The organism is Streptomyces viridochromogenes (genome assembly GCF_001270495.1).
GTDB classification, from domain to species: domain Bacteria; phylum Actinomycetota; class Actinomycetes; order Streptomycetales; family Streptomycetaceae; genus Streptomyces; species Streptomyces viridochromogenes_A.
The window spans coordinates 80,869-106,888 of the sequence record NZ_LGUR01000003.1; the positions used below are offsets into that span (position 1 = coordinate 80,869).

Annotated in this window: 23 protein-coding genes; 15 read left to right on the forward strand and 8 right to left on the reverse strand. The window is 69.3% G+C overall.

The window, feature by feature from the left end; translation table 11 throughout:
• The first annotated feature begins 372 nt into the window (after positions 1–372).
• From dapF to ADK36_RS02510, 4 genes are read left to right on the forward strand one after another with little or no spacing between them, the layout of a single operon-like run.
• Entirely contained in the window at positions 373–1,173 is an 801-nt protein-coding gene (gene dapF, locus ADK36_RS02495) for a diaminopimelate epimerase (protein ID WP_053196180.1), read from the forward strand.
• Entirely contained in the window at positions 1,170–2,249 is a 1,080-nt protein-coding gene (locus tag ADK36_RS02500; RefSeq protein WP_053196182.1) for a D-alanine--D-alanine ligase family protein, read from the forward strand. The genes dapF and ADK36_RS02500 overlap by 4 nt, the downstream gene beginning before the upstream one ends.
• A gap of 12 nt (positions 2,250–2,261) precedes the next feature.
• Positions 2,262–2,810 carry a C39 family peptidase gene (locus tag ADK36_RS02505; RefSeq protein WP_234329642.1) on the forward strand — a complete coding sequence of 183 codons (549 nt, stop codon included), beginning with the start codon at positions 2,262–2,264 and terminating at the stop codon, positions 2,808–2,810.
• On the forward strand, positions 2,810–3,172 hold the full coding sequence (locus ADK36_RS02510; protein WP_107086814.1) for a glutamate ligase domain-containing protein: 363 nt from the start codon (positions 2,810–2,812) through the stop codon (positions 3,170–3,172). Before ADK36_RS02505 ends, ADK36_RS02510 begins: the two co-directional genes overlap by 1 nt.
• A 4-nt stretch (positions 3,173–3,176) precedes the next feature.
• Here the strand turns inward: ADK36_RS02510 and ADK36_RS48650 are convergent, their stop codons facing one another.
• Together ADK36_RS48650 and ychF are read right to left on the reverse strand one after the other, a co-directional pair.
• On the reverse strand, positions 3,177–4,325 hold the full coding sequence (locus ADK36_RS48650; protein WP_053196185.1) for a hypothetical protein: 1,149 nt from the start codon (positions 4,323–4,325) through the stop codon (positions 3,177–3,179).
• A gap of 421 nt (positions 4,326–4,746) precedes the next feature.
• Positions 4,747–5,835, reverse strand: a complete 1,089-nt coding sequence (gene ychF, locus ADK36_RS02520) for a redox-regulated ATPase YchF (RefSeq protein WP_048583503.1) — start codon at positions 5,833–5,835, stop codon at positions 4,747–4,749.
• 671 nt (positions 5,836–6,506) lie between these two features.
• Here ychF and ADK36_RS02525 point away from each other — a divergent pair.
• On the forward strand, positions 6,507–6,986 hold the full coding sequence (locus ADK36_RS02525; protein WP_234329643.1) for a DUF6542 domain-containing protein: 480 nt from the start codon (positions 6,507–6,509) through the stop codon (positions 6,984–6,986).
• Positions 6,987–7,039: 53 nt separating this feature from the next.
• Here the strand turns inward: ADK36_RS02525 and ppgK are convergent, their stop codons facing one another.
• Together ppgK and ADK36_RS02535 are read right to left on the reverse strand one after the other, a co-directional pair.
• Positions 7,040–7,789 (reverse strand): polyphosphate--glucose phosphotransferase, encoded by a 750-nt coding sequence (gene ppgK / locus ADK36_RS02530; protein ID WP_048583501.1) that lies wholly within the window; start codon positions 7,787–7,789, stop codon positions 7,040–7,042.
• Between the two features lie 29 nt (positions 7,790–7,818).
• Complete coding sequence (locus ADK36_RS02535; protein ID WP_078916405.1) at positions 7,819–8,844, reverse strand: 4-hydroxy-3-methylbut-2-enyl diphosphate reductase; 1,026 nt, start codon at positions 8,842–8,844, stop codon at positions 7,819–7,821.
• Between the two features lie 573 nt (positions 8,845–9,417).
• Here ADK36_RS02535 and xseA point away from each other — a divergent pair.
• The 3 genes from xseA (at position 9,418) to ADK36_RS02550 (ending at position 11,695) form a co-directional block, all read left to right on the forward strand.
• Complete coding sequence (gene xseA, locus ADK36_RS02540) at positions 9,418–10,665, forward strand: exodeoxyribonuclease VII large subunit (protein ID WP_048586824.1); 1,248 nt, start codon at positions 9,418–9,420, stop codon at positions 10,663–10,665.
• A 9-nt stretch (positions 10,666–10,674) separates the two neighbouring features.
• On the forward strand, positions 10,675–10,941 hold the full coding sequence (locus tag ADK36_RS02545) for an exodeoxyribonuclease VII small subunit (RefSeq protein ID WP_053196188.1): 267 nt from the start codon (positions 10,675–10,677) through the stop codon (positions 10,939–10,941).
• 163 nt (positions 10,942–11,104) lie between these two features.
• On the forward strand, positions 11,105–11,695 hold the full coding sequence (locus tag ADK36_RS02550; RefSeq protein ID WP_048586822.1) for a malonic semialdehyde reductase: 591 nt from the start codon (positions 11,105–11,107) through the stop codon (positions 11,693–11,695).
• A 92-nt stretch (positions 11,696–11,787) separates the two neighbouring features.
• Here ADK36_RS02550 and ADK36_RS02555 read toward each other — a convergent pair whose 3' ends face one another.
• Entirely contained in the window at positions 11,788–12,309 is a 522-nt protein-coding gene (locus tag ADK36_RS02555) for a DUF4245 domain-containing protein (RefSeq protein WP_048586821.1), read from the reverse strand.
• A gap of 128 nt (positions 12,310–12,437) precedes the next feature.
• Here ADK36_RS02555 and glpX point away from each other — a divergent pair, with 128 nt between their 5' ends.
• Positions 12,438–13,475 carry a class II fructose-bisphosphatase gene (gene glpX / locus ADK36_RS02560; protein ID WP_030049288.1) on the forward strand — a complete coding sequence of 346 codons (1,038 nt, stop codon included), beginning with the start codon at positions 12,438–12,440 and terminating at the stop codon, positions 13,473–13,475.
• Positions 13,476–13,584: 109 nt separating this feature from the next.
• Here glpX and ADK36_RS02565 read toward each other — a convergent pair whose 3' ends face one another.
• Positions 13,585–13,962 carry a WhiB family transcriptional regulator gene (locus tag ADK36_RS02565; protein WP_048586819.1) on the reverse strand — a complete coding sequence of 126 codons (378 nt, stop codon included), beginning with the start codon at positions 13,960–13,962 and terminating at the stop codon, positions 13,585–13,587.
• Between the two features lie 174 nt (positions 13,963–14,136).
• On the reverse strand, positions 14,137–14,850 hold the full coding sequence (locus ADK36_RS02570; RefSeq protein WP_053196190.1) for a DUF1707 SHOCT-like domain-containing protein: 714 nt from the start codon (positions 14,848–14,850) through the stop codon (positions 14,137–14,139).
• A gap of 225 nt (positions 14,851–15,075) precedes the next feature.
• Here ADK36_RS02570 and ADK36_RS02575 point away from each other — a divergent pair, with 225 nt between their 5' ends.
• The 4 genes from ADK36_RS02575 (at position 15,076) to ADK36_RS02590 (ending at position 21,673) form a co-directional block, all read left to right on the forward strand.
• On the forward strand, positions 15,076–16,743 hold the full coding sequence (locus tag ADK36_RS02575) for a fumarate hydratase (RefSeq protein ID WP_053196239.1): 1,668 nt from the start codon (positions 15,076–15,078) through the stop codon (positions 16,741–16,743).
• 331 nt (positions 16,744–17,074) lie between these two features.
• Complete coding sequence (locus tag ADK36_RS02580) at positions 17,075–18,460, forward strand: class II fumarate hydratase (RefSeq protein WP_053196193.1); 1,386 nt, start codon at positions 17,075–17,077, stop codon at positions 18,458–18,460.
• An 83-nt stretch (positions 18,461–18,543) separates the two neighbouring features.
• Positions 18,544–19,239, forward strand: a complete 696-nt coding sequence (fomD, locus tag ADK36_RS02585) for a cytidylyl-2-hydroxypropylphosphonate hydrolase (RefSeq protein ID WP_425315367.1) — start codon at positions 18,544–18,546, stop codon at positions 19,237–19,239.
• A gap of 280 nt (positions 19,240–19,519) precedes the next feature.
• On the forward strand, positions 19,520–21,673 hold the full coding sequence (locus ADK36_RS02590) for an ATP-binding SpoIIE family protein phosphatase (RefSeq protein WP_199830082.1): 2,154 nt from the start codon (positions 19,520–19,522) through the stop codon (positions 21,671–21,673).
• A gap of 114 nt (positions 21,674–21,787) precedes the next feature.
• Here ADK36_RS02590 and ADK36_RS02595 read toward each other — a convergent pair whose 3' ends face one another.
• On the reverse strand, positions 21,788–24,184 hold the full coding sequence (locus ADK36_RS02595) for a transglycosylase domain-containing protein (RefSeq protein WP_048586814.1): 2,397 nt from the start codon (positions 24,182–24,184) through the stop codon (positions 21,788–21,790).
• A gap of 376 nt (positions 24,185–24,560) precedes the next feature.
• Here ADK36_RS02595 and ADK36_RS02600 point away from each other — a divergent pair, with 376 nt between their 5' ends.
• Entirely contained in the window at positions 24,561–25,454 is an 894-nt protein-coding gene (locus ADK36_RS02600) for an SPFH domain-containing protein (RefSeq protein ID WP_048586825.1), read from the forward strand.
• Positions 25,451–25,705, forward strand: a complete 255-nt coding sequence (locus ADK36_RS02605; protein ID WP_048586813.1) for a hypothetical protein — start codon at positions 25,451–25,453, stop codon at positions 25,703–25,705. Before ADK36_RS02600 ends, ADK36_RS02605 begins: the two co-directional genes overlap by 4 nt.
• The last annotated feature ends 315 nt before the right edge of the window (positions 25,706–26,020 follow it).

The following is a 26,020-nucleotide window of genomic DNA, read 5'->3' on the forward strand; positions in this document are numbered from 1 at the left end:
TCGCCTACGTCGCCTGCGTCGTAGCCCTCGGCGGCTCCCTCCTTCTGGGCATCTGGAGGAGCTGAATGTACGAACGAAAGCACAAGGAGCCTGACGCTCCTCCGCCCCCGCCTGTGGGCACGATCGGCTCCAACCGGCCTCCGGGAGACGTCCGTATAGGGGACTTCCTCTTGATCGACGGTGCCTACCTCCGCATCCGGGACATGAGGGCCGCCGGAACTGCGGCTCACCGAGTCCTCCACTTCGCCGGTTACCACCCCCCATTGGTCATGAAGGAGCCGGTGACCACATACCGGCCGATCAACTTCCTTTGACCGCACCCCCGTTCAGGCGTCGACCAAAGCTGTCATCCATGACGCGAGGAGCTTTGCCATGCGCTTCCGCAAGATCCACGGAGCCGGGAACGACTTCGTCCTCCTCTCCAATCTCGAACCAGGCAGCACCAAGGAGTGGCCGAAGGAAGCGGAACGCCTCTGCGCCAGGAGAACCGGCGTCGGAGCGGATGGGCTGGTGATCAGCACCGTCTTAAGCGTCAGCCCAGCCGTCCTCGAAGTCTCCTGCTTCAACGCTGACGGCTCCACGGCAACCATGTGCGGGAACGCCCTGCGCTGTAGCGCCTGGGCCGCCCACCACGACCACGGCTTCGCGGAGATGAGCCTCCTCATGGAGGGCGTGAAACACGAAGCAGTCGTAGGCGACGACTCCGTGTGGGTCACGGCCGAGGTTGGTGCAGTCCACCCCCGCCGTGTCCAGACCGTCATCAACGGCAGGCCGACGTGGTTCGACAGCGCCCACACCGGGACGGAGCACGTCGTCGCCATCGTGGACGACGTAGACGCGATCGACGCGATAACGGTCGGCCGCCTCATTCGCCACCATGCCGACCTCGCTCCGCTGGGGACGAACGTCAACTTCGTCCAGGCCGCCGGAACTCAGGCTCTGAAGATCCGCACCTACGAGCGCGGCGTCGAGGCCGAGACCCTCTCGTGCGGGAGCGGAGCCGTTGCGGCCGTCGTCATCGCCACCATGCGCGGGCTCGTCGCAGCCCGCGCCGTCACCGTCCACAACCGTGCCGGGGAACCGCTCACGGTCCGGCCGCACGCCGACCGGCCCAAGCGAACCCACTGGGTCGGCGGACCTGTCACCAACACCTTCGAAGGAGTGCTCGCGTGACCATCTTCCTCAGCTCCGAGTCCCAAGCAGCCGTCCGGGAGGCTGCTGAGCGCCTCCGCGCCTGGCGGCGGGAGGGACTCAACGTCGCACTGGTGTACGGCCCGGTGTCAGCCGAAGACCGGCTCTACCACTCGCTGTGCCCGCCGGACCAACTGTCCGCCACGGCCCTCTCCGAGGCCCTGGACGACATCGGCGTCCGTTGGAACATCCTTGACCCTTGCGAGCCGGACTTCATCGCAAGGTTGTCGACGTACGATGTCGCGCTCTCCAACCTCCATGGCGAGTTCGGGGAAGACGGACGCCTTCAGGGACTGCTCGACTACATGCGCATCCCGTACTGCGGCAGCGGGGTCGGGGCATCCGCGGTGGCAACCGACAAGATCCTTTGCAAGCGGATGATGGTGAGCCTCGGTATCCCCACGCCCGGCTGGCAGGTCTGGTCGGAAGGCCCGGCGCCCTGGAACGGCCGCCCTGTGATGGTCAAGCCGCCCCTAGGCGGGTCCAGCGTGAACATGAGCCTCGTCCGTGAACGTGACGACCTCCTCAAGGCCCTGACGAAAGCCGCCGGCACCGAAGGCGGCCCCGTCCTCGTCGAAGACTTCCTGCCGGGTGTACCCGTAACCGTGGGGCTCCTGGAGCTGCCCGGAGACTCTGTGGTCATGTTCCCCCCGCTGGCGACCGAAGCCACGGAAGCGGAGTTCTACGACGCCGACACCAAGCTCGACGCGGACTCCCAGGGCAGGGTGAACGTCCAGGTCGCAGAGATGACGAGCGAGGTACGCGAGCGAGTCGCCGAATACGCGCGAACCTTGTGGATCGGCCTCGGGCTGCGGGGCTCGGCGCGGATCGACTTCATCCTCGGCAAGGACGAGCAGGTGTTGGAGGTCAACACCACTCCGGGCATGTCCCGCGAGAGCAACTTCGCGGTGGGGGCGGCGATGGTCGGGCTCACACACTCGGATGTCGTACTGGCGATGCTTTACGAGGCGCTGGCCCGTCCGCCGTACGATGTCCCCCTGCCCACTCCCGCACTCTCCAGCCCCATCGTGACGCGGGAGGCCGCCGTCTCCCCGTAGGAGCCTGCCGCTGTGCCGCGCGTCCACGAAGTCCCCATGTGCCGTCAGCTCATCGACCCCGCCGAATGGGATCTACACGGAGGGTGGGCACTCGGGGACAGGATCGAATGGTCCAACCGGGCGTGCGGCCTGGCCTCGCTGAGAATGGTCCTCCTCGCCTACGGGCGCGAGGCTCCCACGGTTACGGAACTGCTGAAACTCGCGGTGAAGAACGAGGTTCTGACGCCCCGTGGGGCGCTCCATGCAGGGATCGCGAGTCTGTCGGCCGATCTCGGGGTTCCATCGGCCGCTGAGCCTGTGGCGGCCGATGACCTCCTCGGCCGTCTCGACGAGGCCCCGCTGATCGTCTCTGTGACCGAGCAGTTCCCCAACGACGGCCGCTCTGGCGGCCACCTCGTCATCCTTCGCGGCTACGAGGATGGCCCCGAACCGACGATCTTCATCCGAGACCCGTCGGCTTGGGGCCAGACTCACGACCGGGTCACTCTCAGCCGCTTGTCCCCCTCGTACACCGGCCGCGCGATCACCTTCGCACCCTTGAAACTCACTGGAGAGTCTTAATGACCGAGGCAGACGGCGACACGACCCAGGCCGCAGGTGGCCGCAAGATCGCCGTACTCGGAGAGATGCTGGAGCTGGGCGACCAAGCCGTTGAAGCCCACCACGAGGTCGGCCGCATGGCGGCGGAGTACGGCATTGACCTCGTGGTCGCGGTTGGCGGTGACCTCGCAAAGCAACTCGCCCTCGTTGCGGGCGCGGCAGGCGTGCCGGACATCGCAATGGTGGGCGACAACCAGACGGCTGCCGCCTACCTCCATTCCATCCTTCAGCCCGGCGATACGGTGCTCGTGAAGGCGTCGAGAGGCGGTCAGCTCTGGCAGATCGCCCAGGCCCTCACCGGACAGCCGATCACCGGCCTGTAAGCCGCTAGGACGCCTGGTCGGCCCCTACCAAGGCATCCTCCTCCCGGGCCGCCGACGCGGGGGTCTCGCTGCTTTCAGGCTGCGGCTGCTCTACCGAGGCTTGGTCCTGGGCGTCCTCCTGGGCCTCAGTCACTGTTGCCACTTCCTCGCTCTCGTCCCCGGGGAGCGACTCGGCTTGTGGCTGCGCGACTTCCACAACCGTGTTCACGACTTCGCCGATCGCAGCCTGCGATACCGACTGAGGGTCGTCTACGACGATCGGTTCGGGTGCCGCAAGAACTTCGTTCGTGGCCGGGTCGGTCACCGTCACCGCGACGATGCGCGGGTGGGCGTCGGGCGACTCCTCAATGGGCGTGACGACCTCCGCCATAACGACCATGGAGTCCGAGACCTGGGCCGTGGCTGCGACGTAGACGGCATCTGCGGCTTCGTCGCCGTTAGTGTCGAGCTGCTGGACATCGAACGTCGTGCTCATGCCCGGCTGGCTGATGTCGGCCATGAAGGTGCGGAACGGGGTCAGCTCGTCAGGGAGGGACTCGACCACATCCTCGATCGGGTCCGGCACAACGTCCTTCACGGTGTCGCCGAGCACGTCGACAAGCCCCTTGTCCGCCTCGTCGTCGGCCTTCCCCGTGGCCTTGCCGTCCCCCTTGTCCTCCTTCGCGGCGGGCTTGTTGCCCTTCTCCTTGCTGGCCTTGCCGTTGTCGCTCGGAGCCTTGCGGCTACCAGCCTCCTGGGCGTCCGCCTTGCCGCTCTCGCTGGAAGCTTCGTCGTACGAAACCTCCTCCGCTGGCGCCACCTGCCGGTACACGTCGCCCCCCGCAACTACGTACGTCCGCGCGTCGTCCTTACCTTGCTCCTCGCCGTAGGCGAGTTCACGGGCCTCTTTGAGGGTCAGCCCTCGACTCAGTGCCTCGCGGATGATGGCCTCACGCTGCGCGGCGGTGAACTCCACCCCAGCGATGCCGCCCCGGCCGTCGAAGAAGGTCGGCACATAGTCGTCCGGAGCCGTTTCGGCCTGGCTCGCCTCACTCTCCCCGGCCCCCGCGTCGGGGGCGCTGCGGCCCGCCTCCGCGCGCTGCGCGGCCCCTGTGTCGCCGCCTGACTGCACCACCGCGAGCGACCCGCCATAGACGAGAGCGGTTGCGAGCATGCCCCAGCTCGCGAGGGCCGTTCTTCTCTGCGGCTCCCCCTTCGCCGGCAGCGCGAGGACACGGGAAACGGACAGACGACGTGCAGCCACAGAAGAACCCCCCGGTTCGGAACAAGTGCTTCCAGTTATCCAAAACGGACGTGAGTTCGAAAGCAAGCGCATTCCGCACCCGTGAGGCTCACACTTTGTACTGCCGAGTAGCGGGCAACCCTGGCGGCGCCTCGTGCGTCTGAGGCCCACCCAGAAGACCCAGCACCAATCCAGCACGGTAGGGATGAAGAGGGGTGATGATAGGTGACGATGTGTCAGATTATCCAGCACCGATCCAGCACGGGAAAAACTAAGGGGCCGAACCCCGGAAGGTTCGACCCCTTCTGACCTGCGCATTTGTCAGATCAGCAACGTGGTGGTATGTCGCCCGCTACACATTGAACCGGAACTCCACCACGTCCCCGTCCTGCATCACATAGTCCTTGCCCTCCATCCGCGCCTTCCCCTTGGCGCGGGCCTCGGCCACCGAACCGGTTTCCACCAGGTCGGCGAAGGAGATGACCTCGGCCTTGATGAAGCCCTTCTGGAAGTCGGTGTGGATGACGCCGGCGGCCTCCGGGGCGGTGGCGCCCTTCTTGATGGTCCAGGCGCGGGATTCCTTGGGGCCGGCCGTGAGGTAGGTCTGGAGGCCCAGGGTGTTGAAGCCGACGCGGGCCAGGGTCGCCAGGCCGGGCTCCTCCGCGCCGACCGACTCCAGCAGCTCCATCGCGTCCTCCTCGTCGAGCTCGGCGAGGTCCGCCTCCAGCTTGGCGTTGAGGAAGATCGCTTCGGCGGGGGCGACCAGGGCGCGCTGCTCGTCCTTGAAGGTCTCGTCCACCAGCTCGTCCTCGTCCACGTTGAAGACGTAGAGGAAGGGCTTGGTCGTCAGGAGGTGCAGGTCGTGCAGGAGCTCCTCGTTGCCCGAACCCTGGACGATGCCCGCGGAGAACAGCGTGTCGCCCTTCTCCAGGATCTCCTTCGCCGCCTCGACCGCCGCCACCTTCGGAGCCACGTCCTTCTTGATCCGCGATTCCTTCTGGAGGCGCGGCAGGACCTTCTCGATGGTCTGGAGGTCGGCGAGGATCAGCTCGGTGTTGATCGTCTCGATGTCGTCCTTGGGCGAGACCTTGCCGTCGACGTGGACGACGTTCTCGTCCTTGAAGGCGCGGATGACCTGGCAGATCGCGTCGGACTCACGGATGTTCGCGAGGAACTTGTTGCCCAGGCCCTCGCCCTCGGAGGCGCCGCGCACGATGCCGGCGATGTCCACGAAGTCGACAGTGGCCGGGAGGATGCGCTGGGAGGAGAAGATCTCGGCCAGCTTGGTGAGGCGGGAGTCGGGGACGCCGACCACGCCGACGTTCGGCTCGATCGTGGCGAACGGGTAGTTGGCCGCCAGCACGTCGTTCTTGGTCAGGGCGTTGAACAGGGTCGACTTGCCGACATTCGGCAGACCGACGATTCCGATCGTGAGCGACACGTTGCGACTTCCCGTACGTGAGAGGACTTCAGGGGCTGGGCTGGGGCCCGGTCCTTCTTTGATCTTCGATGCAGATGACGCAGATGCACGGGCCGATCCACCAGTCTACGGCGTACCGAACCCGGCCCCGGCGCCCTGTCGAACACCTGGCCAAGGTCCGCCCCAAGGTGTGTCTCAGGGCCGATTCGCCACATAAACCGACCTAGGTTGGTCGTGTGGAGCAAGACAGGGCGCGATCCGCCGGGTACGGAGCGCGAAGCGGTGCGCCGCCGCCGTTGCCGCCGCAGACCGTGCGGGGCAGGGGTGGTGCGGGACGGGGTGAGCGCGGGCTCGCGCCGGACGGGGACAGTGGCGGGGAGCGTGTGGAGCGGGGCGAAGGTCGTACGGGGCGCGGCGCGGGCGAGTGGGCGCCGGAGGTGAGCGGCGCGAGCCGTGCGAGGGGGATGCGGGGTGTGAGCGGGGTGCGGGGTTCGGGCCAGTCCGTCTGGGCCTCACGGTCATCCGAGTCATCCGGCCCGTCCGGGGCGCCCAGGCCGACCAGGTCATCCGGGTCATCCGAGTCGTCCGGGACGTCCGGCTCCGGGGCGGCTGCACGGGGCGCCCGCGCTTCCCGCGCCGCCCGGGCGTTCCGAGCCACCGCGTCCGCCCAGCCCGCCCGCTCCACCCGGCCCGTGTCCCAGCGCCGCCCGGGTACGGCCCCGGCGGCAGCGGCGGTACGGCGCCCGGGGTCGACGCCCGCGCCGCAGGCCGTACGCCGGTTTCCCAACCCCCGGCTCACCGGCCTGGGCTGCGGTCTGTTCTGCGGTGCCGTGATGTTCCTGCTCGGCCACCTCGACGCACTGCTCTTCGGGTCGTCGCTCACCGTGTACAGCGTGCTGTTCCTGCCGGTGTGTGCGCTGACCGCGGTCTGGGTGCGCCGGGGTGATCTGATGACCGCGCCGGTGGTCGTACCGATCGCGTTCGCCGTGGGGCTGGTTCCCGTGGCCGACCACGGCGGGGACCTCGGCGATCATCTGATGGGGCTGTTCAGTGCCCTCGCCACACAGGCCGGGTGGCTGTACGGGGGGACGCTGGTAGCCGGTCTCCTCGTGCTCGTCCGAAGGGTCCGCCTGCTGGCGCGCAGGGCGGCGGCCCGGCGCCGACAGGCGTGACCGTCACCGTCGGCCGACGGTCCCTCGCCGGCCGTCGGCCGCCCCTCGCCGGGTCAGCCGGTCTTCTCCGCCGCGTGCATCGCCGCGCCCACGATCCCCGCGTTGTTCTGCAACTGCGCCGGGACGATCTCCGCCTTGATGCCCTCGATGTGGTGCAGGAACTTGTGGGACTTGCGGCTCACCCCGCCGCCGATGATGAACAGCTCCGGGGAGAACAGCATCTCGACATGGGCCAGGTACTTCTGGACGCGGTGGGCCCAGTGCTCCCAGGTCAGCTCCTCGTCCTCCTTGGCCTTGCTGGAGGCGCGCTTCTCGGCGTCGTGGCCGTGGAGTTCCAGGTGGCCCAGCTCGGTGTTGGGGACGAGGACGCCGTCCATGAAGAGCGCGCTGCCGATGCCCGTGCCGAAGGTGAGGAGGATCACGGTGCCTCTGCGGTCGCGGCCCGCGCCGAAGTGCATCTCGGCGACGCCGGCCGCGTCCGCGTCGTTGACCACCGTCACCGGGTGGCCGCCGAGGCGGTCGCTGAACAACGCGCGCGCGTCCGTGTCGATCCAGCCCTTGTCGACGTTCGCCGCCGTACGGATGGTGGATCCGTCGGTGACCACGCCGGGGAAGGTGAGCCCGACCGGCCCGGTCCAGCCGTAGTGCTCGACGACCTGCTTCACACCGTCGGCCACCCCGTCGGGCGTGGCCGGGTGCGGAGTGAGCACCTTGAAGCGCTCCTGAGCGAGATCGCCCCTGTCGAGGTCCACCGGGGCACCCTTGATTCCGGATCCGCCGATGTCCAAGCCGAAGATCTGCATGGCCCTACGTTACGACGCAGGACCGACAGTCACTCCGCGGAGTCGCCGGAGCCACCGGACCCCGTGCGCTCGGCGATCAGCGACGCCGCCTCCTCGCGCAGGTCACGGCGTAGTTCCTTCGGCAGCGAGAAGGTGATGGACTCCTCGGCCGCCTTGACGAGTTCGACGTCCCCGTAGCCGCGCTGCGACAGCCACTCCAGGACCTCCTCGACCAGCACCTCCGGGACGGAGGCGCCGGAGGTGACGCCGACGGTGGTGACGCCCTCCAGCCAGGCTTCGTCGATCTCGCTCGCGAAGTCCACGAGGTATGCCTCGCGCGAGCCCGCGAGCTTGGCGACCTCTACGAGCCGCTTGGAGTTGGAGGAGTTGCGGGAGCCGACCACGATGACCAGCTCGGCCTCGGCGCCCATCTGCTTCACCGCGAGCTGGCGGTTCTGCGTGGCGTAGCAGATGTCGTCGCTGGGCGGGGAGATGAGCTGCGGGAACTTCTCCTTCAGCGCGTCGACGGTCTCCATCGTCTCGTCGACGGAGAGGGTGGTCTGCGACAGCCACACGATCTTCGACGGGTCGCGGACCTCGACCTTGGCGACGTCCTGCGGACCGTCGACGAGCTGGATGTGGTCGGGGGCCTCGCCGGACGTGCCGATGACCTCCTCGTGGCCCTCGTGTCCGATCAGGAGGATGTCGTAGTCCTCGTTCGCGAAGCGGACGGCTTCCTTGTGGACCTTGGTGACCAGGGGGCAGGTGGCGTCGATGGTGGCGAGTTGGCCGCGCTTGGCCTCTTCGTGGACGACGGGGGCGACGCCGTGCGCCGAGAACATCACGATGTTGCCCGGCGGGACCTCCTCCGTCCGCTCGACGAAGATGGCGCCCTTCTTCTCCAGGGTCTGTACGACGTACTTGTTGTGGACGATCTCGTGCCGGACGTACACCGGAGCGCCGTACTGCTCCAGGGCTTTCTCGACGGCGATCACGGCGCGGTCCACACCCGCGCAGTAGCCACGGGGGGCGGCGAGCAGGACACGGCGGCCAGGCGAAGCAGTCATGCGTCCCATCGTAAGGGTGCGTTCGGCGGGTCGAAGATCGCGTGGGTGACGGGTTGGTGGACAGACTGACCGTGGGCTGTGAGGGGTGGGGAACAACGCGACGGGCGAGGTGGTGGCGGAGGCGTGATGTCCGGAACCGGCACGGCGGAGCGTACGACCGACGAAGGACACGGGCTACGCCGGAGCCTCGGCTTCCGTGACCTGGTCGTCTACGGGCTGCTGTTCATCGCGCCGATGGCACCGGTCGGGGTGTTCGGCACGCTGGACGCCCGCTCGCAGGGGGCGGTCGCGCTGGTGTACGGGGGTGGGGGCGGGCGGAGGACGTTCGGGGGTAACGGTTCTTCGCCCCCGCCGCCCCTACCCGTCCCATCCTTCTGGGGCTCCGCCCCAGACCCCGCTCCTCAACGCCGGAGGGGCTGGGTTTTTCAGCCCGTCCGGCGTTTGAGGACGAGGCCCCTTCAGGGCCGAAGCGGGGGTCTGGGGGCGGCAGCCCCCAGGGACGGGACGGGTAGGGGCGGCGGGGGGCGAAGAACCCCCCGGCGGGTGGGCCGGGTTGTCGGTGGTGGCCGTTACGCTCGGCGCATGGCTGTGAACACGTCTCCCGAATCGCCCCTGCCCGTCGGCGAGGTGTCGCGGCTCATCGGGGGGTGGATCGACCGTCTCGGGGCGGTGTGGGTCGAGGGGCAGATCACACAGCTGTCGCGGCGGCCCGGCGCCGGCGTCGTGTTTCTGACGTTGCGGGACCCGTCGTACGACATCTCCGTGAGCGTGACGGCGTACCGGCAGGTGTTCGACTCCGTCGCCGACGTGGTGAGCGAGGGCGCCCGCGTCGTCGTCCTCGCCAAGCCCGAGTGGTACGCCCCGCGCGGCCAGCTCTCCCTGCGCGCCACCGAGATAAAGCCCGTCGGCGTCGGCGAGCTCCTCGCCCGGCTGGAGATGCTGAAGAAGTCCCTCGCCGCCGAGGGGCTCTTCGCACCGGAGCGGAAGAAGCCGCTGCCCTTCCTGCCGCAGCTCATCGGCCTGGTCTGCGGACGCGCCTCCGCCGCCGAGCGGGACGTCCTGGAGAACGCCCGCCACCGCTGGCCCGCCGTCCGCTTCGAGGTCCGCAACGTCCCTGTACAGGGCGTGCACGCCGTACCGCAGGTCGTGCAGGCGGTGAAGGAACTCGACGAGATCGACGACGTGGACGTGATCATCGTCGCCCGTGGGGGCGGGAGCGTCGAGGATCTGCTGCCCTTCTCCGACGAACAGCTCGTCCGGGCCGTCGCCTCGTGTCGGACCCCGGTCGTGTCCGCGATCGGGCACGAGCCCGACAACCCCCTCCTGGACCACGTCGCCGACCTGCGCGCCTCCACCCCCACCGACGCCGCCAAGAAGGTCGTGCCGGACGTGGGCGAGGAGTACGAGCGGGTGCGGATGCTGCGTGACCGGGCCCGGCGGTGTGTCGAGGCGTTCGTCGAGCGCGAGGAGCGAGGGCTCGCGCATGCCCTCGCGCGGCCCTCGATAGAGGATCCGCATCGGATGATCGACGAGCGCGCCGATCACGTGGCCTCGCTCCTCGACCGCAGCCGCCGCTGTGTCGGCCACCTCCTCGACCGCGCCCAGTCCGAGCTGACGCACACGCACGCACGCGTGGTGGCCCTCTCCCCCGCGGCGACCCTGAAGCGGGGCTACGCGGTGCTGCAGCGGGCCGACGGGCATGTGGTCCGTGACCCGGATGAGGTGACGGCGGACGAGGCGCTGCGGGCGCGGGTCGCCGAGGGCGAGTTCTCCGTACGGGTCGACGCCGCGCGAAGCGACGCGGCAAGTGACGCACGAAGCGATGCATAGGGTGGGCGAATGACCAGCAAGGTGGAAGAGGCACTCGGGTACGAGCAGGCCCGGGACGAGCTGATCGACGTCGTACGGCGGCTGGAGGCGGGCGGTACGACGCTGGAGGAGTCTCTCGCGCTCTGGGAGCGGGGCGAGGAGCTGGCCAAGGTGTGCCGACGGTGGCTGGACGGGGCGCGGGCGCGGCTGGACGCGGCCCTTGCCGAGGAGGCCGAGGAGTCTCAGGGGGCCCAGGAGGCCGCGGCGGAGCGGGAAGACGGCCGGGACGGTTCGTAACGCATCGCACCACCGCGTTTCCCCCGCGCGGCACCGTGCTGTGAAGCGGATCACCACACCCGACTCTTTGTTGAAGCTTGAACTTGTTTCGCGTACCGTCGGACGCGACAACCGGTCCCCGGTCCGTTTACGCGGACGACGCACATCCCGAGAAGGTTCACACATGTCTCTCGTTCTTGACCCCGCCGCCCAGGACCTGCTGTTCCGCGAGGCTCGCACCGCGAACACCTTCACCGACGAGCCGGTGTCCGAGGAGCAGGTCCAGGCGATCTACGACCTGGTCAAGTACGGCCCCACCGCCTTCAACCAGACCCCGCTGCGCATCACCCTGGTCCGCTCGGCCGAGGCCCGTGAGCGTCTGGTGCAGCACATGGCCGAGGGCAACCAGGCCAAGACCGCCGCCGCCCCGCTGGTCGCGATCCTGTCCGCGGACAACGAGTTCCACGAGGAGCTGCCGACCCTGTTCCCGGCGTTCCCGCAGGCCAAGGACCTCTTCTTCAGCGAGCGCGCGGCCCGCGAGAACGCCGCCGGGCTGAACGCCGCGCTTCAGGCCGCGTACTTCATCGTCGGCGTCCGTGCCGCCGGGCTGGCCGCCGGACCGATGACCGGCTTCGACTTCGAGGGCGTCCGCAAGGAGTTCCTGGACGACGACCACACCCCGCTGATGGTCGTCAACATCGGCAAGCCCGGCGCCGACGCCTGGTACCCGCGCTCCCCGCGCCTGGAGTACGACCAGGTCATCACCACGGTCTGAACCGACCGCGGACGCGGACAACGGCAACGACGAACGCGTATGACGAAAGGCCCCCAGCCGTACGCCGGGGGCCTTTCGTCATGCCCGGAGGGTCACTCCGCCTTCAGCGCCTTCGCCATCTGCCTCAGCTGCTCGAACGACCCCGTGCCCGCCACCACCGTGGTCGCGCCCTTGTCCTGGTGGACGAGCGCGTCGTAGCGGCCGCCCGTGTACCGCGTCCACGTCCGGTCGCCGATCTTCTCGGTGTCCTCGGTCGCCCGGCCGCCCTGGGTGGCCTCCTCCAGGAACGTCGCCGGCTTCTCGGTCGACTGCTCGACCTGGACGTAGTCCCCGCCCGAGATGTGGAAGCCGAGATGCCAGGCGTCGGAGTCGTCGCCCTTGAAGCGGACGGATGTCGCCTTCCAGGTGTCGGGCAGCCCCTGCGGCGCGACCACCGGGTAGGACGCCGCGCGCCGGGCCGTGAGCAGCTCGACGCGGTAGTCGACCCGCGGGAGGTCGGGGGTGCCGTCCTCGTGGGGCACGAAGAGATAGATGACCCCCGCCGCGAGCACGGTCACTCCCAGGGAGAGGACCATGTTGCGGACCGACTTCTGCTTGCCGTTCGTACCTGCCACGCCCCCTATCGTCGCAGGTGCCCTGGCCTGCTCATCCGTGGGGCCCCCTGCTCATTCTGTCCGCCCGAGGATAGAGTCAGGGCCGTCACCCTCATCCGGCCGTCGTCGTATCAGAAAGGTGCGCTCCGATGACCGAGAATCATCATCATTTGCCGTCCGAGCTCGAAGTACCCAGTGAAGCCCCCGACCGCAACCTCGCCCTGGAACTGGTCCGTGTGACCGAAGCAGCGGCGATGGCCGCCGGCCGCTGGGTCGGGCGCGGCGACAAGAACGGCGCCGACGGTGCCGCGGTGCGCGCCATGCGGACCCTCGTCCACACCGTGTCGATGAACGGCGTCGTCGTCATCGGTGAGGGCGAGAAGGACGAAGCACCGATGCTCTTCAACGGAGAGCGGGTCGGCGACGGAACCGGGGCCGAGGTCGACATCGCCGTCGACCCGATCGACGGGACCACGCTGACCGCGAAGGGCATGCCCAACGCGATCTCCGTGCTCGCCGCGGCGGACCGTGGGGCCATGTTCGACCCGTCCGCCGTCTTCTACATGGACAAACTGGTCACCGGCCCCGAGGCCGCCGACTTCGTCGACATCGACGCGCCGGTGTCCGTGAACATCCGCCGCGTCGCCAAGGCCAAGCGGTCCACGCCCGAGGACGTCACCGTCGTCATCCTCGACCGGCCCCGCCACGAGGGCATCATCAAGGAGATCCGGGACGCCGGTGCGCGCATCAAGCTGATCTCCGACGGTGACGTCGCGGGATCGATCTACGCGCTGCGCGAGGGCACCGGCGTCGACATGCTGCTCGGCATCGGCGGTACGCCCGAGGGCATCATCTCGGCCTGTGCGGTGAAGTGCCTGGGCGGCACGATCCAGGGCAAGCTGTGGCCCAAGGACGACGAGGAGCGGCAGCGGGCCATCGACGCGGGGCACGACCTCGACCGGGTGCTGCTGACGGACGACCTGGTCGCCGGGGACAACGTGTTCTTCGTCGCCACGGGAATCACCGACGGTGAGCTGCTGCGTGGTGTGCGGTACCGGTCGGAGAACGCCACGACCGACTCCATCGTGATGCGGTCGAAGTCGGGCACGGTGCGGAGGATCGACTCCGAGCACCGGCTGAGCAAGCTGCGGGCCTACAGCGCGATCGACTTCGACAGGGCGAAGTGAGATTTCGGCAGGACGAAACGCGCGCAGCGCGCTAGCGAGTAGCACCTGAAGGAAATGCGCAGCCAATTGGGCGCCCCCGGTGCGGAGGGGGCGCCCAATTTCCTGCTTCTCAGCCTGCTTGCGCTATGGGGTTCGCCGTCCTTGCCGCCTTCTTCAATTCCATCTCGCGGCGGCGGCGCCTTGCCAGCACCACTCGGCGTTCTGCCGCGGTGAGGCCGCCCCAGACGCCGTACGGCTCGGGTTGGAGAAGGGCGTGTTCGCGGCACTCGACCATGACCGGGCAGCGTGCGCAGACCCGCTTGGCCGCCTCCTCACGGGAGAGACGGGCCGCGGTCGGCTCCTTGGAGGGGGCGAAGAACAGGCCGGCCTCATCGCGCCGGCACACGGCCTCCGTATGCCATGGGGCGTCTTGGTCCCTGTCTCGCACTGGCACCCGCTGGGCCGGAACGGCAGCGACCTGCAGGGACGAATGCGGCGGTTGCAGCACGGTCTACTCCTGACGACGGCTTCGCGAGCGAGAGACGATGCAGCAAGGTCTACCCGCTGTACGCGCGCCTATGCAGTCAGTTCCGAACCGCTGGATTTCGAGGGGTCGTGCGCAGTGCTGTGCGGCTCCCGATTCGCTTCGAAACCGGGTCGGAAGCGGTCCGATTCACAACCGTCAACGATCCAGATGCTTGCGCAAACCCTTGTCGACCTTGCGCTGAACCCGGTCGAGAATGTCGGCGACGACCTTCCCCCGTTTCGGCCTGCCCTCGATATTGCCGAGCACGGCCCAGCCGTCGACATGGACGACCGGCGCCTCGGGATCCTCCGCGTCGAGGTGGTCCACCTCGAAGTTGCCGAGCACGCCGCCGCCGGTGCCGCGCAGCGAGACGTTCTCCGGGACGCGGACCTCGACGTTGCCGAAGACCGAGATCGCCCGGATCACGACGTGCTGGTACTCGAAGAGCGCCTCGGTGAGGTCTATCTCCACACTGCCGAAGATCGCGTACGCGTGGATACGGCGGCCCGCGCGCCAGCGGCCCTTGCGGACGGCGCTGCTGAAGACCGCGACCACGTTCTCGTCGGGCTCGGCCGGTACCGCGCCGGCGGCGGGCCGGCCGGGGGCGGGGATGTGGGGCGCGCGGCGCACATGGGCGGCGGGCAGGTCCCGTATGAAGACATCCAGTTCACCGACCGTCTTGGCCGCCAGCACGCCCTCTACGCGCTCGGCGTGCTCGTCGGCGGTGAGGCGGCCCTCGGCCAGGGCGTCGCGCAGGATGTCGGCGATCCGGTCGCGGTCGGCGTCGGAGGCACGAAGCTCGGAGGCACGGAGCTCGGCAACGCGGGGCTCGGTGGCGGCAGCGGGTGCGGTCTGCTTCTGAAGGTCCACGGCAGCAGAGTACCGAAACACGATAGATCGCGATAGCCCCCTGCCTGAACCCGCCCTGACCCCCACTCCGACCCATCCCGGCCCGCCTCGACCCGCCCTGGCCCCCGCGTTCGGGCATCGAACTGAGCCTTACCTCACAAGCTCGTCGTCAGTGGCAGGTTCTACGCTGGTGGACGCTGCCAATGGAGGCCAGCCGCGCTGTCTGTTTAGTGAGGAATGGGCGACATGCCTGAGTTCGCGTACACCGATCTGCTCCCCATGGGAGAGGACACCACCCCGTACCGGCTGGTGACCGCCGAGGGTGTCTCCACCTTCGAGGCCGACGGGCGGACGTTCCTCAAGGTGGAGCCCGAGGCGCTGCGCAAGCTGGCCGAGGAGGCCATCCACGACATCCAGCACTACCTCCGCCCCGCCCACCTGGCGCAGCTGCGCCGGATCATCGACGACCCCGAGGCGTCGAGCAACGACAAGTTCGTGGCACTGGACCTGCTGAAGAACGCGAACATCGCGGCGGCGGGAGTCCTGCCCATGTGCCAGGACACCGGTACGGCCATCGTGATGGGCAAGCGCGGGCAGAACGTGCTGACCGAGGGCGGGGACGAGGCGGCACTGAGCCGCGGCATCTATGACGCGTACCTCAATCTGAACCTGCGCTACTCGCAGATGGCTCCGCTCACCATGTGGGAGGAGAAGAACACCGGGTCGAACCTGCCGGCCCAGATCGAGCTGTACGCCACCGACGGCGGCGCGTACAAGTTCCTGTTCATGGCAAAGGGCGGTGGCTCCGCCAACAAGTCCTTCCTCTACCAGGAGACCAAGGCCGTCCTGAACGAGGCCTCCATGATGAAGTTCCTGGAGGAGAAGATCCGTTCGCTGGGTACGGCCGCCTGCCCGCCGTACCACCTGGCGATCGTGGTCGGCGGCACGTCCGCCGAGTACGCGCTGAAGACCGCGAAGTACGCCTCCGCGCACTACCTGGACGAGATCCCGGCCGAGGGCTCGCCGCTCGGGCACGGGTTCCGGGACAAGGAGCTGGAGGAGAAGGTCTTCGAGCTGACGCAGAAGATCGGGATCGGGGCGCAGTTCGGCGGCAAGTACTTCTGCCACGACGTGCGGGTGGTGCGGCTGCCGCGGCACGGTGCCTCGTGCCCCGTCGCCATCGCCGTCTCCTGCTCCGCCGACCGTCAGGCCGTCGCGAAGATCACCGCCGAGGGTGTCTTCCTGGAGCAGTTGGAGACGGACCCGGCGCGGTTCCTGCCGGAGACGACGGACGAGCACTTGGAGCAGGACGGCGACGTCGTCAAGATCGACCTGAACCAGCCGATGGACGACATCCTCGCCGAGCTGACCAAGTACCCGGTGAAGACCCGTCTGTCCCTCACCGGTCCGCTGGTCGTGGCCCGCGACATCGCGCACGCCAAGATCAAGGAGCGGCTGGACGCGGGGGAGGACATGCCGCAGTACCTGAAGGACCACCCGGTGTACTACGCCGGGCCGGCGAAGACCCCCGAGGGCTACGCGTCCGGCTCCTTCGGGCCGACGACGGCCGGGCGCATGGACAGCTACGTCGAGCAGTTCCAGGCGGCCGGCGGCTCCAAGGTCATGCTGGCCAAGGGGAACCGCAGCAAGCAGGTCACCGACGCGTGCGGCAGCCACGGCGGTTTCTACCTGGGCTCCATCGGCGGCCCGGCCGCGCGCCTCGCCCAGGACTGCATCAAGAAGGTCGAGGTCGTCGAGTACGAGGAGCTCGGCATGGAGGCCGTGTGGAAGATCGAGGTCGAGGACTTCCCGGCGTTCATCGTGGTCGACGACAAGGGCAACGACTTCTTCCAGGACCCGGCGCCGGCGCCGACGTTCACGTCGATTCCGGTGCGGGGCCCGGGCCTGGCGTAGCCCCTCGGGGCGCGGCGGGGGACTGAACTCGCTCCCGCCGCCCCTACCCGTCCCATCCCTGAGGGCTGCGCCCCCAGACCCCCGCTGTCGGCCCTGCGGGCCTCGTCCTCAAACGCCGGACAGGCTGGATGATGCCGGCCGGCACTGACAATCCAGCCCCTCCGGCGTTTGAGGAACGGGGTCTGGGGCGGAGCCCTCAGGGATGGGACAGGTAGGGGCGGCGGGGGCGACCAACCTGTGGGGCGAAGTCCCGTGTGCAGAACGCCCGCCCCACATGCCCCACATGGCCCAACCCCGGAACATCTCCGCCCGCCCGATCGCTGTAGCCGGTATGAGCGACTACCGCATCGAGCACGACTCCATGGGCGAGGTCCGCGTCCCGGCGGACGCCAAGTGGCGGGCGCAGACGCAGCGTGCCGTCGAGAACTTCCCCATCTCCGGCCAACGCATCGAGCGCGCCCACATCGAGGCGCTCGCGCGGATCAAAGGCGCCGCCGCCAAGGTGAACGCGCGGCTCGGGGTGCTCGACAAGGACATCGCCGAGGCCATCCAGGAAGCGGCCGGCGAGGTCGCCGAGGGGCGGTGGGACGAGCACTTCCCGATCGACGTGTTCCAGACCGGGTCCGGGACCTCGTCCAACATGAACACCAACGAGGTCATCGCCACCCTCGCGACCGAGCGGCTCGGGCGGGACGTCCACCCCAACGACCATGTGAACGCCTCGCAGTCCTCCAACGACGTCTTCCCCTCCTCCATCCACATCGCCGCCACCGCCGCCGTCACCCGTGATCTGGTGCCGGCGCTGGAGCATCTCGCCGCGGCCCTGGAGCGGAAGGCCGAGGAGTTCGCCGACGTCGTGAAGTCGGGGCGGACCCATCTCATGGACGCCACTCCGGTGACGCTGGGGCAGGAGTTCGGCGGGTACGCCGCTCAGGTGCGGTACGGCGTCGAGCGGCTCCACGCCTCCCTGCCCCGCCTCGCCGAACTCCCCCTCGGTGGAACGGCCGTGGGGACCGGCATCAACACGCCACCCGGGTTCTCCGCCGCCGTCATCGAGGAGGTGGCCCGCGCCACCGGGCTGCCGCTCACCGAGGCCCGCGACCACTTCGAGGCGCAGGGTGCCCGGGACGGGATCGTGGAGACCAGCGGACAGCTGCGGACCATCGCGGTCGGGCTGACGAAGATCTCGAACGACCTGCGGTGGATGGCGTCCGGGCCCCGCACCGGGCTCGCCGAGATCAGCCTGCCCGACCTCCAGCCGGGGTCCTCGATCATGCCCGGCAAGGTCAACCCGGTCATCCCGGAGGCCGTCCTCATGGTCGCCGCGCAGGTCGTCGGCAACGACGCGACCGTGGCCACCGCCGGCGCCGCCGGCAACTTCGAGCTGAACGTGATGCTCCCGGTCATCGCGAAGAACGTCCTGGAGTCGGTCCGGCTGCTCGCCAACGCCTCCCGGCTGCTGGCCGACCGCACCGTCGACGGCATCGTCGCCCATCGCGAACGGGCCCTGGAGTACGCCGAGTCGTCCCCCTCCGTCGTCACGCCGCTCAACAAGTACATCGGGTACGAGGAGGCCGCCAAGGTCGCCAAGAAGGCCCTGGCGGAGCGGAAGACCATCCGCCAAGTCGTGTTGGAGGGCGGCTATGTGGAGCGTGGTGACCTGACCGTCGAGCAGTTGGACGAGGCCCTCGATGTCCTGCGGATGACACGGCCGTAACGAGTCGTCGCGTGATCGTCGCGGTGCGGTGAACCGTGACGGTCGCCGCAGCGTCGTATGCCTGTGGCACCTAATATCTGTACATGGCAGACGGTGGAGCGGTGACGACGGAAATGGAAGCGGGCGGATCTACGGGATTCTGGGCCCCCGGGACACAGATCCTGTGGCGGTACCGGGAGAACGCCGGCCGTCGCTTCCATATCGCGCGTCCCGTCACCGTCGTACGCGACGACCACGAGATCCTCGCCGTGTGGCTCGCTCCGGGGACGGAGTGTGTGAAGCCCGTGCTCGCCGACGGAACGTCCGTGCACGGGGAGCCGCTTGAGACGCGGTACACCAAGCCGCGTACCGTCCAGCGCGACCGGTGGTTCGGGACCGGGGTGCTGAAGCTCGCGCGGCCCGGTGAGCCGTGGTCGGTGTGGCTGTTCTGGGAGCCCGGGTGGCAGTTCAAGAACTGGTACGTGAACCTTGAGGAACCGCTGGCCCGTTGGGCGGGCGGGGTGGACTCCGAGGACCATTTTCTCGACATCTCCGTGCACCCGGACCGCAGTTGGCACTGGCGGGACGAGGACGAGTTCGCGCAGGCCCAGCGGGACGGGCTGGTGGACGACCGGCTCGCCGCGCGGGTGCGGGCGGCGGGGCAGAACGCGGTGGAGGTGATCCGCGCCTGGGGGCCGCCGTTCGCCGACGGCTGGCAGCACTGGCGCCCGGATCCCGCCTGGGCTGTACCTTCTTTGCCTGAGGACTGGGATCGCACGCCCGCGCACATGTCCTCATGAGACCCTTGATGCGCCCCCGGGCAACAAACGTAGGATCGTCCTCCGCAAGGGCGCGCATCGGCAGCAACTACCGGAGTGCGCGCCGGGCTTGACCGATCGTCACCGAGGGGCGGCAGGACGTGAGCGAGGGTTACCAGGGCAACGTCGGCAGGGGCAGACGGTCCACCGGCTGCACAGGAACTGCCTCTTGCCACGCGGGAATTCCGTTCCTGGGGCACGTATTCCGGGTATCGGAGTTTCGGCGGGACGAACCGCACGCGCGGCGTGCAGCCCCGGACGGATGGATTCGAAAGGCGTGACGGAGCAGCCGACCTCCTTCGAACGCCCCGAGACGGGCGTCGACCCCGCGGAGTCCCGCGGGGCGCCCGTGCGTACCTCGACACCGCCGACGACCCACTCCACGCCGCCGCACTCCACGCCGTCGCACTCCCCTGGCGGCGACGCCTTCGGGGGCACCTCCCTCCCCGCGCAGGCGCGCACCGGAGAGACCCCCTCCACGCCGGGCATCACCGAACCGTCCGGCCCGAGCAAGGAGCCCTCAGACATCGCCGGCAACGGCCCCGAGCACTCGCAGCCCTCCGTCGCCGCCGAGCCCGGCTCGCACCGGCCGCGGCCCGTTCCGGAGGCCGTCCCGCCGCAGCCCGGCGCCGAGCCGCCGCAGTCCTCCGCCGAGCGGCGTACCGGACAGGGGCTGCCGCCCGGGCGGCCCACGCCGATGCGGCGGGACGGGGACCGGCTGCGCTTCGTGGGCGCCGCCACCCGGCGGATCGCCCGCGGCATAGACCTGGACGAGATCGTGATGGGGCTGTGCCGGGCGACCGTGCCGACCTTCTCCGACGCGATCCTCGTCTATCTGCGCGACCCGCTGCCGGTCGGCGACGAGCGACCCACCGGCCCCGTCGTGCTGCGGTTGCGCCGCACCGACCGCATCCCCGAGGAGCGGGACACCGAGGGCGGCTTCCTGCCCGCCCAGGCGCAGCCGGAGCCGACCGAGCTGACCGAACTGTCCACCGTCACCGCCGAACTGTGCGAGGTACGGCCCGGCGGCGCGCTCGCCGAGGTACTGCGAGGCGTACGTCCCGTCTTCGCCGACGCGCCCGCCGCCCGCGCCGCCCTGCCCGAACTACTGGGCGAGGAAGGCGAGTTGATCATCCCGGACGGGCAGCGCGCGATCCTCGCCCCGCTGCGCGGCCGGCGCCGTGTCATCGGCGCCGCCGTCTTCCTGCGCCGCCCGGATCGCCTGGCCTTCGAGCCCGACGACCTCCTCGTCGCCGCCCAGCTCGCCACGCACAGCGCGCTCGGCATCGACAAGGCGGTGCTGTACGGCCGTGAGGCGTACATCGCCGACGAGCTCCAGCGCACCATGCTGCCGGAGACGCTGCCCCGCCCGACCGGCGTGCGGCTGGCGTCCCGCTACCTCCCTGCGGCCGAGACGGCCCGGGTGGGCGGCGACTGGTACGACGCGATCCCGCTGCCGGGCAGCCGGGTGGCGCTGGTCGTCGGTGACGTCATGGGCCACTCCATGACCTCGGCCGCGATCATGGGCCAGCTGCGGACGACGGCCCAGACCCTCGCCGGGCTCGACCTGCCCCCGCAGGAGGTCCTGCACCACCTCGACGAGCAGGCGCAGCGCCTGGGCACCGACCGCATGGCGACCTGCCTCTACGCCGTCTACGACCCGGTCTCGCACCGCATCACCATCGCCAACGCCGGCCATCCGCCGCCCGTCCTGCTGCACCTGGGCGGTCGCGCGGAGGTGCTGCGGGTTCCGGCGGGCGCGCCGATCGGCGTCGGGGGCGTCGACTTCGAGGCCGTAGAGCTGGACGCGCCGGCCGGAGCGACGCTGCTGCTCTACACGGACGGTCTGGTCGAGTCGCGCCTGCGTGACGTGTGGACCGGCATAGAGCAGCTGCGTGAGAAGCTCGCCGCCGTCGCCCAGCTCACCGGGCCCGACCATCCGCCGCCGCTGGAAGCTCTTTGCGACGAGGTCCTCGACATGCTCGGGCCGGGCGACCGGGACGACGACATCGCGCTGCTCGCCGCCCGCTTCGACGGGATCGCGCCCAGCGACGTGGCGTACTGGTTCCTGGAGCCGGAGGACGCGGCGCCGGGCCGGGCCCGGCGGCTGGCGCGGCGGGCGCTCGCCCGCTGGGGCCTGGAGGAACTGACGGATTCCGTGGAGCTGTTGGTCAGCGAGGTCGTGACCAACGCGGTGCGGTACGCCTCGCGGCCGGTGACGTTGCGGTTGCTGCGGACCGATGTGCTGCGGTGCGAGGTCGGGGACGATGTGCCGCAGTTGCCGCGGCTGCGGCAGGCTCGGGCCACGGACGAGGGTGGGCGGGGCTTGTATCTCGTGAACCGGCTGGCTCGGCGGTGGGGGGCGACTCGGTTGAGTACCGGGAAAGTCGTCTGGTTCGAGTTGAATCGCGGCTGAGCGTCGTAGGGGACCTGCGCGACCAGCCACGACTGCAGGTTCGTCGTGGCTGGTCGGCCCACGCGGCGGAGCCGCACATCGATACTCCCCGCGCCCCCTTCGGAGCGCGCTGTCCTACTGGTCGTCGTCAGGTCTGACCGGGTCCAGGGTGATGGGGTCCGTCGGCTCGTCCGTCGGGGCCGTCGGGACCGGTTCGGTCGTCGGCTCCTCCGTCGGCGGCTCGGTCGTCGGGGTCTCCGTCGGCGGCTCGGTCGTCGGGGTCTCCGTCGGCTTCTGAGTCGTCGGTTCCTCCGTGGGCTCCTGGGTCGTCGGCTCCTGGGTCGGAGTCGGCGTCCAGGTCGGCTGGACGGCCGCGCCCTGGTCGGTGTCCAGGTCGAACCTGGCGTCCGGGTCCGTCACGCCGAACATGTACGCCGCCCAGATCTCCGCCGGGAAGCCACCGCCGTTGACGCGCTCCTCGCCGCCCGCGCCGTACATCTTGGTCTGGGCGTGGGTCTTCTCGTCCTCACCGAACAGGCCCACCGAGGTGACCAGGTCGGGCGTGTAGCCGGTGAACCAGGCCGACTTGTTGTCGTCGGACGTACCCGTCTTGCCGGCGACCTTCTGGCCCTCGTGCTTGGGGTTGTTCGCCACGGCCCGCTGCGCCGTACCGTCGTCGACCACGCCCGTCAGCACCGAGGTCACCGTGTCGGCGGCCTCACGGCTGATGACCTGCTCGCCGATCGGGTTCGGGATGTCGACGGCACGGCTGTTGTGCTCGGCCTTCTTGAGGATGCTCGGGGTGACCTTCTCGCCGTGGTTGTCGAGGGTCGCGTACACGCCGGCCATCTGCAGCGGGCTGGCGCCCATGGTGCCGAGCGTCTGCGCGGGGACGGCCTCCTCCTTGGAGGTGTCCATGCCGAGCTTGCCGGCCACGTCCATGACGTTCGTCATGCCGACGTCGACGCCCATCTGCGCGAAGACGGAGTTGACCGACTTGTTCATCGCCGTCTGGACGGTGATGGGGCCGTAGTTCCCGTCGTCCTCGTTCTCCGGGGCGAAGCCGACCTTGTCGCCGTCGGCGTTCAGGACCTGGCGCTTGCTGGTGCCGTCGTAGATCGTGTTCGCGGTGATCGGCTTGCCGGACCGTGTCCGGGCGCTCTCCTCCAGGGCTGCGGCCAGGATCACCGGCTTGAAGGTCGACGCGGGCTGGTAGTCGGTGCGCGTGGCGTTGCTCGTGTAGTGCTTGAAGTAGTCCACGCCGCCGTACAGCGCGACGACCTTGCCCGTCTTGGGATCGACGGAGACGGCGCCGGCCTGGACGTCCGCGTCGACCGGCCGCTTCTTCTTGTCGAGCTTGCTGGTGAGCTGCGCCTTGACGGCCTTCTCCAGCTGCGCCTGCTTCTTCTTGTCGATGTTCAGGGTGATGGTCCAGCCCTGGTCGACGACCTCGGCCTCCGCCTGGGAGCGCGGGATGCCCTCCTGCTTCATCAGCTGGCCGATGAGCTGCTCGTTGGCGAGCTCGATCAGATAGCCCTTCTGGCCTTCCCGGCCGGCGGTGGGCTTCGGCTCCTCGGGCTTCGGGAACTTCATGTCCTGACGTTCGGCCTTGTCGAGCCAGCCCTCCTCGACCATGTTGTCCAGGACGTAGTTCCAGCGGGCCGTGACCAGCTTCCTGCCGGTGTCGGACGCGGAATGCCAGTCGTACTGGCTCGGCGCCTGGAGCAGCGCGGCGAGATACGCGCCCTGTTCGACGCTGAGCTTTTCGGCGTCGACGCGGTAGTAGGCCTGGGCGGCGGCCTGGATGCCGTAGGCGCCACGGCCGTAGTAGCTGGTGTTGATGTAGCCGGCGAGGATGTCGTCCTTGGACATCTGGCGGTCGACCTTCAGGGAGATGACGATCTCCCTGAGCTTGCGGCTGACCGTCTGTTCCTGGCTGAGGTAGTAGTTCTTGACGTACTGCTGGGTGATGGTCGAACCACCCTGCGCGCCCTTGCCCATCAGCGTGTTGAGCACACCGCGGGCCGTGCCCTTCAGGTCGATGCCGTTGTCGTTGTAGAACGACTTGTTCTCGGCCGCGACGAAGGTGTCCCGGACTTCCTTCGGCACCTTGGACAGGTCCACGATCTCGCGGTTGACCTTGCCGTCGCGGGCCAGGGTGGTGCCGTCGCTGTACTTGTAGACGTTGCTCTGGCGCTGGGCGGCCTGGGCGGCGGCGTTGTCGTCGGGCACGTCCACGTACAGGTACAGCCCGATGAACGCGGCGATGGCGAGCAGGCACGTACCGAGGAACGTGCCGAGGATCTTCTTCCAGGTGAAGAGCCGGCGTATTCGGCCCTTGCCGTTCCCGCTCCTGCCTCCCGACCTGGCCGCCCGGCGGGCCGCGGCCCGGCCTCCCACGGCGTCCGACGGTGTCCCGATGACGGTGGCCGACGCGTCTCCCCCGGCGACCGACGGCGACCCGGACGAACGCCGGGGCGCCGCGCGGCGGCCGCCGCGCTGCCGCGCTCGTCTGTCTTCCGCTCGTCCCATGGGTCCGTTCCGCTCCGCTTCGCTCTTGTGTGCGCTACCGCCACACAGGTTCGCCGCTCAGGTCAGCTCAGAAAGCTAACACCGGAAGTTGTGACAAAGCCCTGTCGATCCGGGCTTTTGGGGACGTGACAATCAGCACCTGTCCCACCGGAACCGACGACTGAGGCGTGCATAGGGTTGCCCGGACGGGGTAAAGTGATATCACTTAGATAGACCCGAGATAGGGGCGAAGCCGCTCGCGGCTTCGTGAGGGAAACGAAGCACTGAAGAAAACGGGGGAACCACCACCATGTCGCACGACAAGAACGACAAGACCGACGCCACATCCCGCACCGCCGCCGCACCTGCCGCATCAGACGCACCTGACGTGCCCCAGATGCCGGCACCGCGCGTGCGCGAGTTCACCGCGCACAGCATCGGCGGCGGGCTCGCCCTGCTGCTCGGCCTGGTCGGGCTGCTGGTAGGCGCGGGGCTGATCGTCACCGGCTCGACGGTCTCCGGGGCCGGCGGCCAGGCCACGCTGATCGTCGCCGGCATCCTGGTCGCCATCGCCGCGACCCTGGCCATGTGCGGGCTGAACATGGTCGCGCCGGGCGAGGCGCGGGTCGTCCAGCTCTTCGGGCGGTACCGGGGCACGATCCGGGAGGACGGGCTGCGCTGGGTGAACCCCTTCACGTCCCGTACGAAGATCTCGACCCGGGTCCGCAACCACGAGACGGCCGTCCTCAAGGTCAACGACGCCTACGGAAACCCGATCGAGCTCGCCGCGGTCGTGGTGTGGAAGGTGGAGGACACCGCGCAGGCCACGTTCGAGGTGGACGACTTCCTGGAGTTCGTCTCCACCCAGACCGAGGCGGCGGTGCGGCACATCGCCATCGAGTACCCGTACGACGCCCATGACGAGGCCGGCCTCTCCCTGCGCGGCAACGCCGAGGAGATCACCGAGAAGCTCGCCGCCGAACTGCACGCGCGCGTGGAGGCGGCCGGGGTGCAGATCATCGAGTCACGCTTCACGCATCTCGCGTACGCTCCCGAGATCGCCTCCGCGATGCTCCAGCGGCAGCAGGCCGGGGCGGTCGTCGCGGCCCGGCGTCAGATCGTCGACGGGGCGGTGGGCATGGTCGAGGCGGCGCTCGCGCGGATCTCCGAGCGGGACATCGTGGAGCTGGACGAGGAGCGGAAGGCGGCGATGGTGTCGAACCTGATGGTGGTGCTGTGCGGTGACAGGGCGCCGCAGCCGGTCCTCAACACCGGGACGCTCTACCAGTGACGGGTCCCTCCGGGGGTTCGGCCCCTCAAGGTCGGCCGCAGCGCAAGCAGGTGCTGCTGCGGCTCGACCCGTCGGTGTACGAGGCGCTCGCGCGGTGGGCGGGTGACGAGCTGCGCTCGGCCAACGCGCAGATCGAGTTTCTGCTGCGGAAGGCTCTGGCTGACGCGGGTCGCCTGCCGAAGGACACCGGGCCGATCGCCCGGCGTGGGCGACCGCCGGGGGGCTCCGCCCCCAGACCCCCCTCGGCCTGAACGGCCTCGTCCTCAACCGCCGGACGGGCTGAATGGACTGAGCCGGCCCCACCCCCCGCGCGCCGGCCTGGGGGAAGGGGCCGCGCCCGCCTCATCCGTACACCGACCCGCCTGAACGGGGTTCGCGCCCGCCTCATCCGTACGCCGACCGGCCTGGACGAGGCTCGCACCCGCCCCACCCCGGCACGCCGAACCGGCCCCTGCGCCCCGCCTCCCGCCCCAGCCGTCACCGTGTAGCAGAACCGTGACAATGGCCCGCCACCTGGCCCGACACACCCACCGCCGTGATCTCCACACTCGGCGTATACATACGGC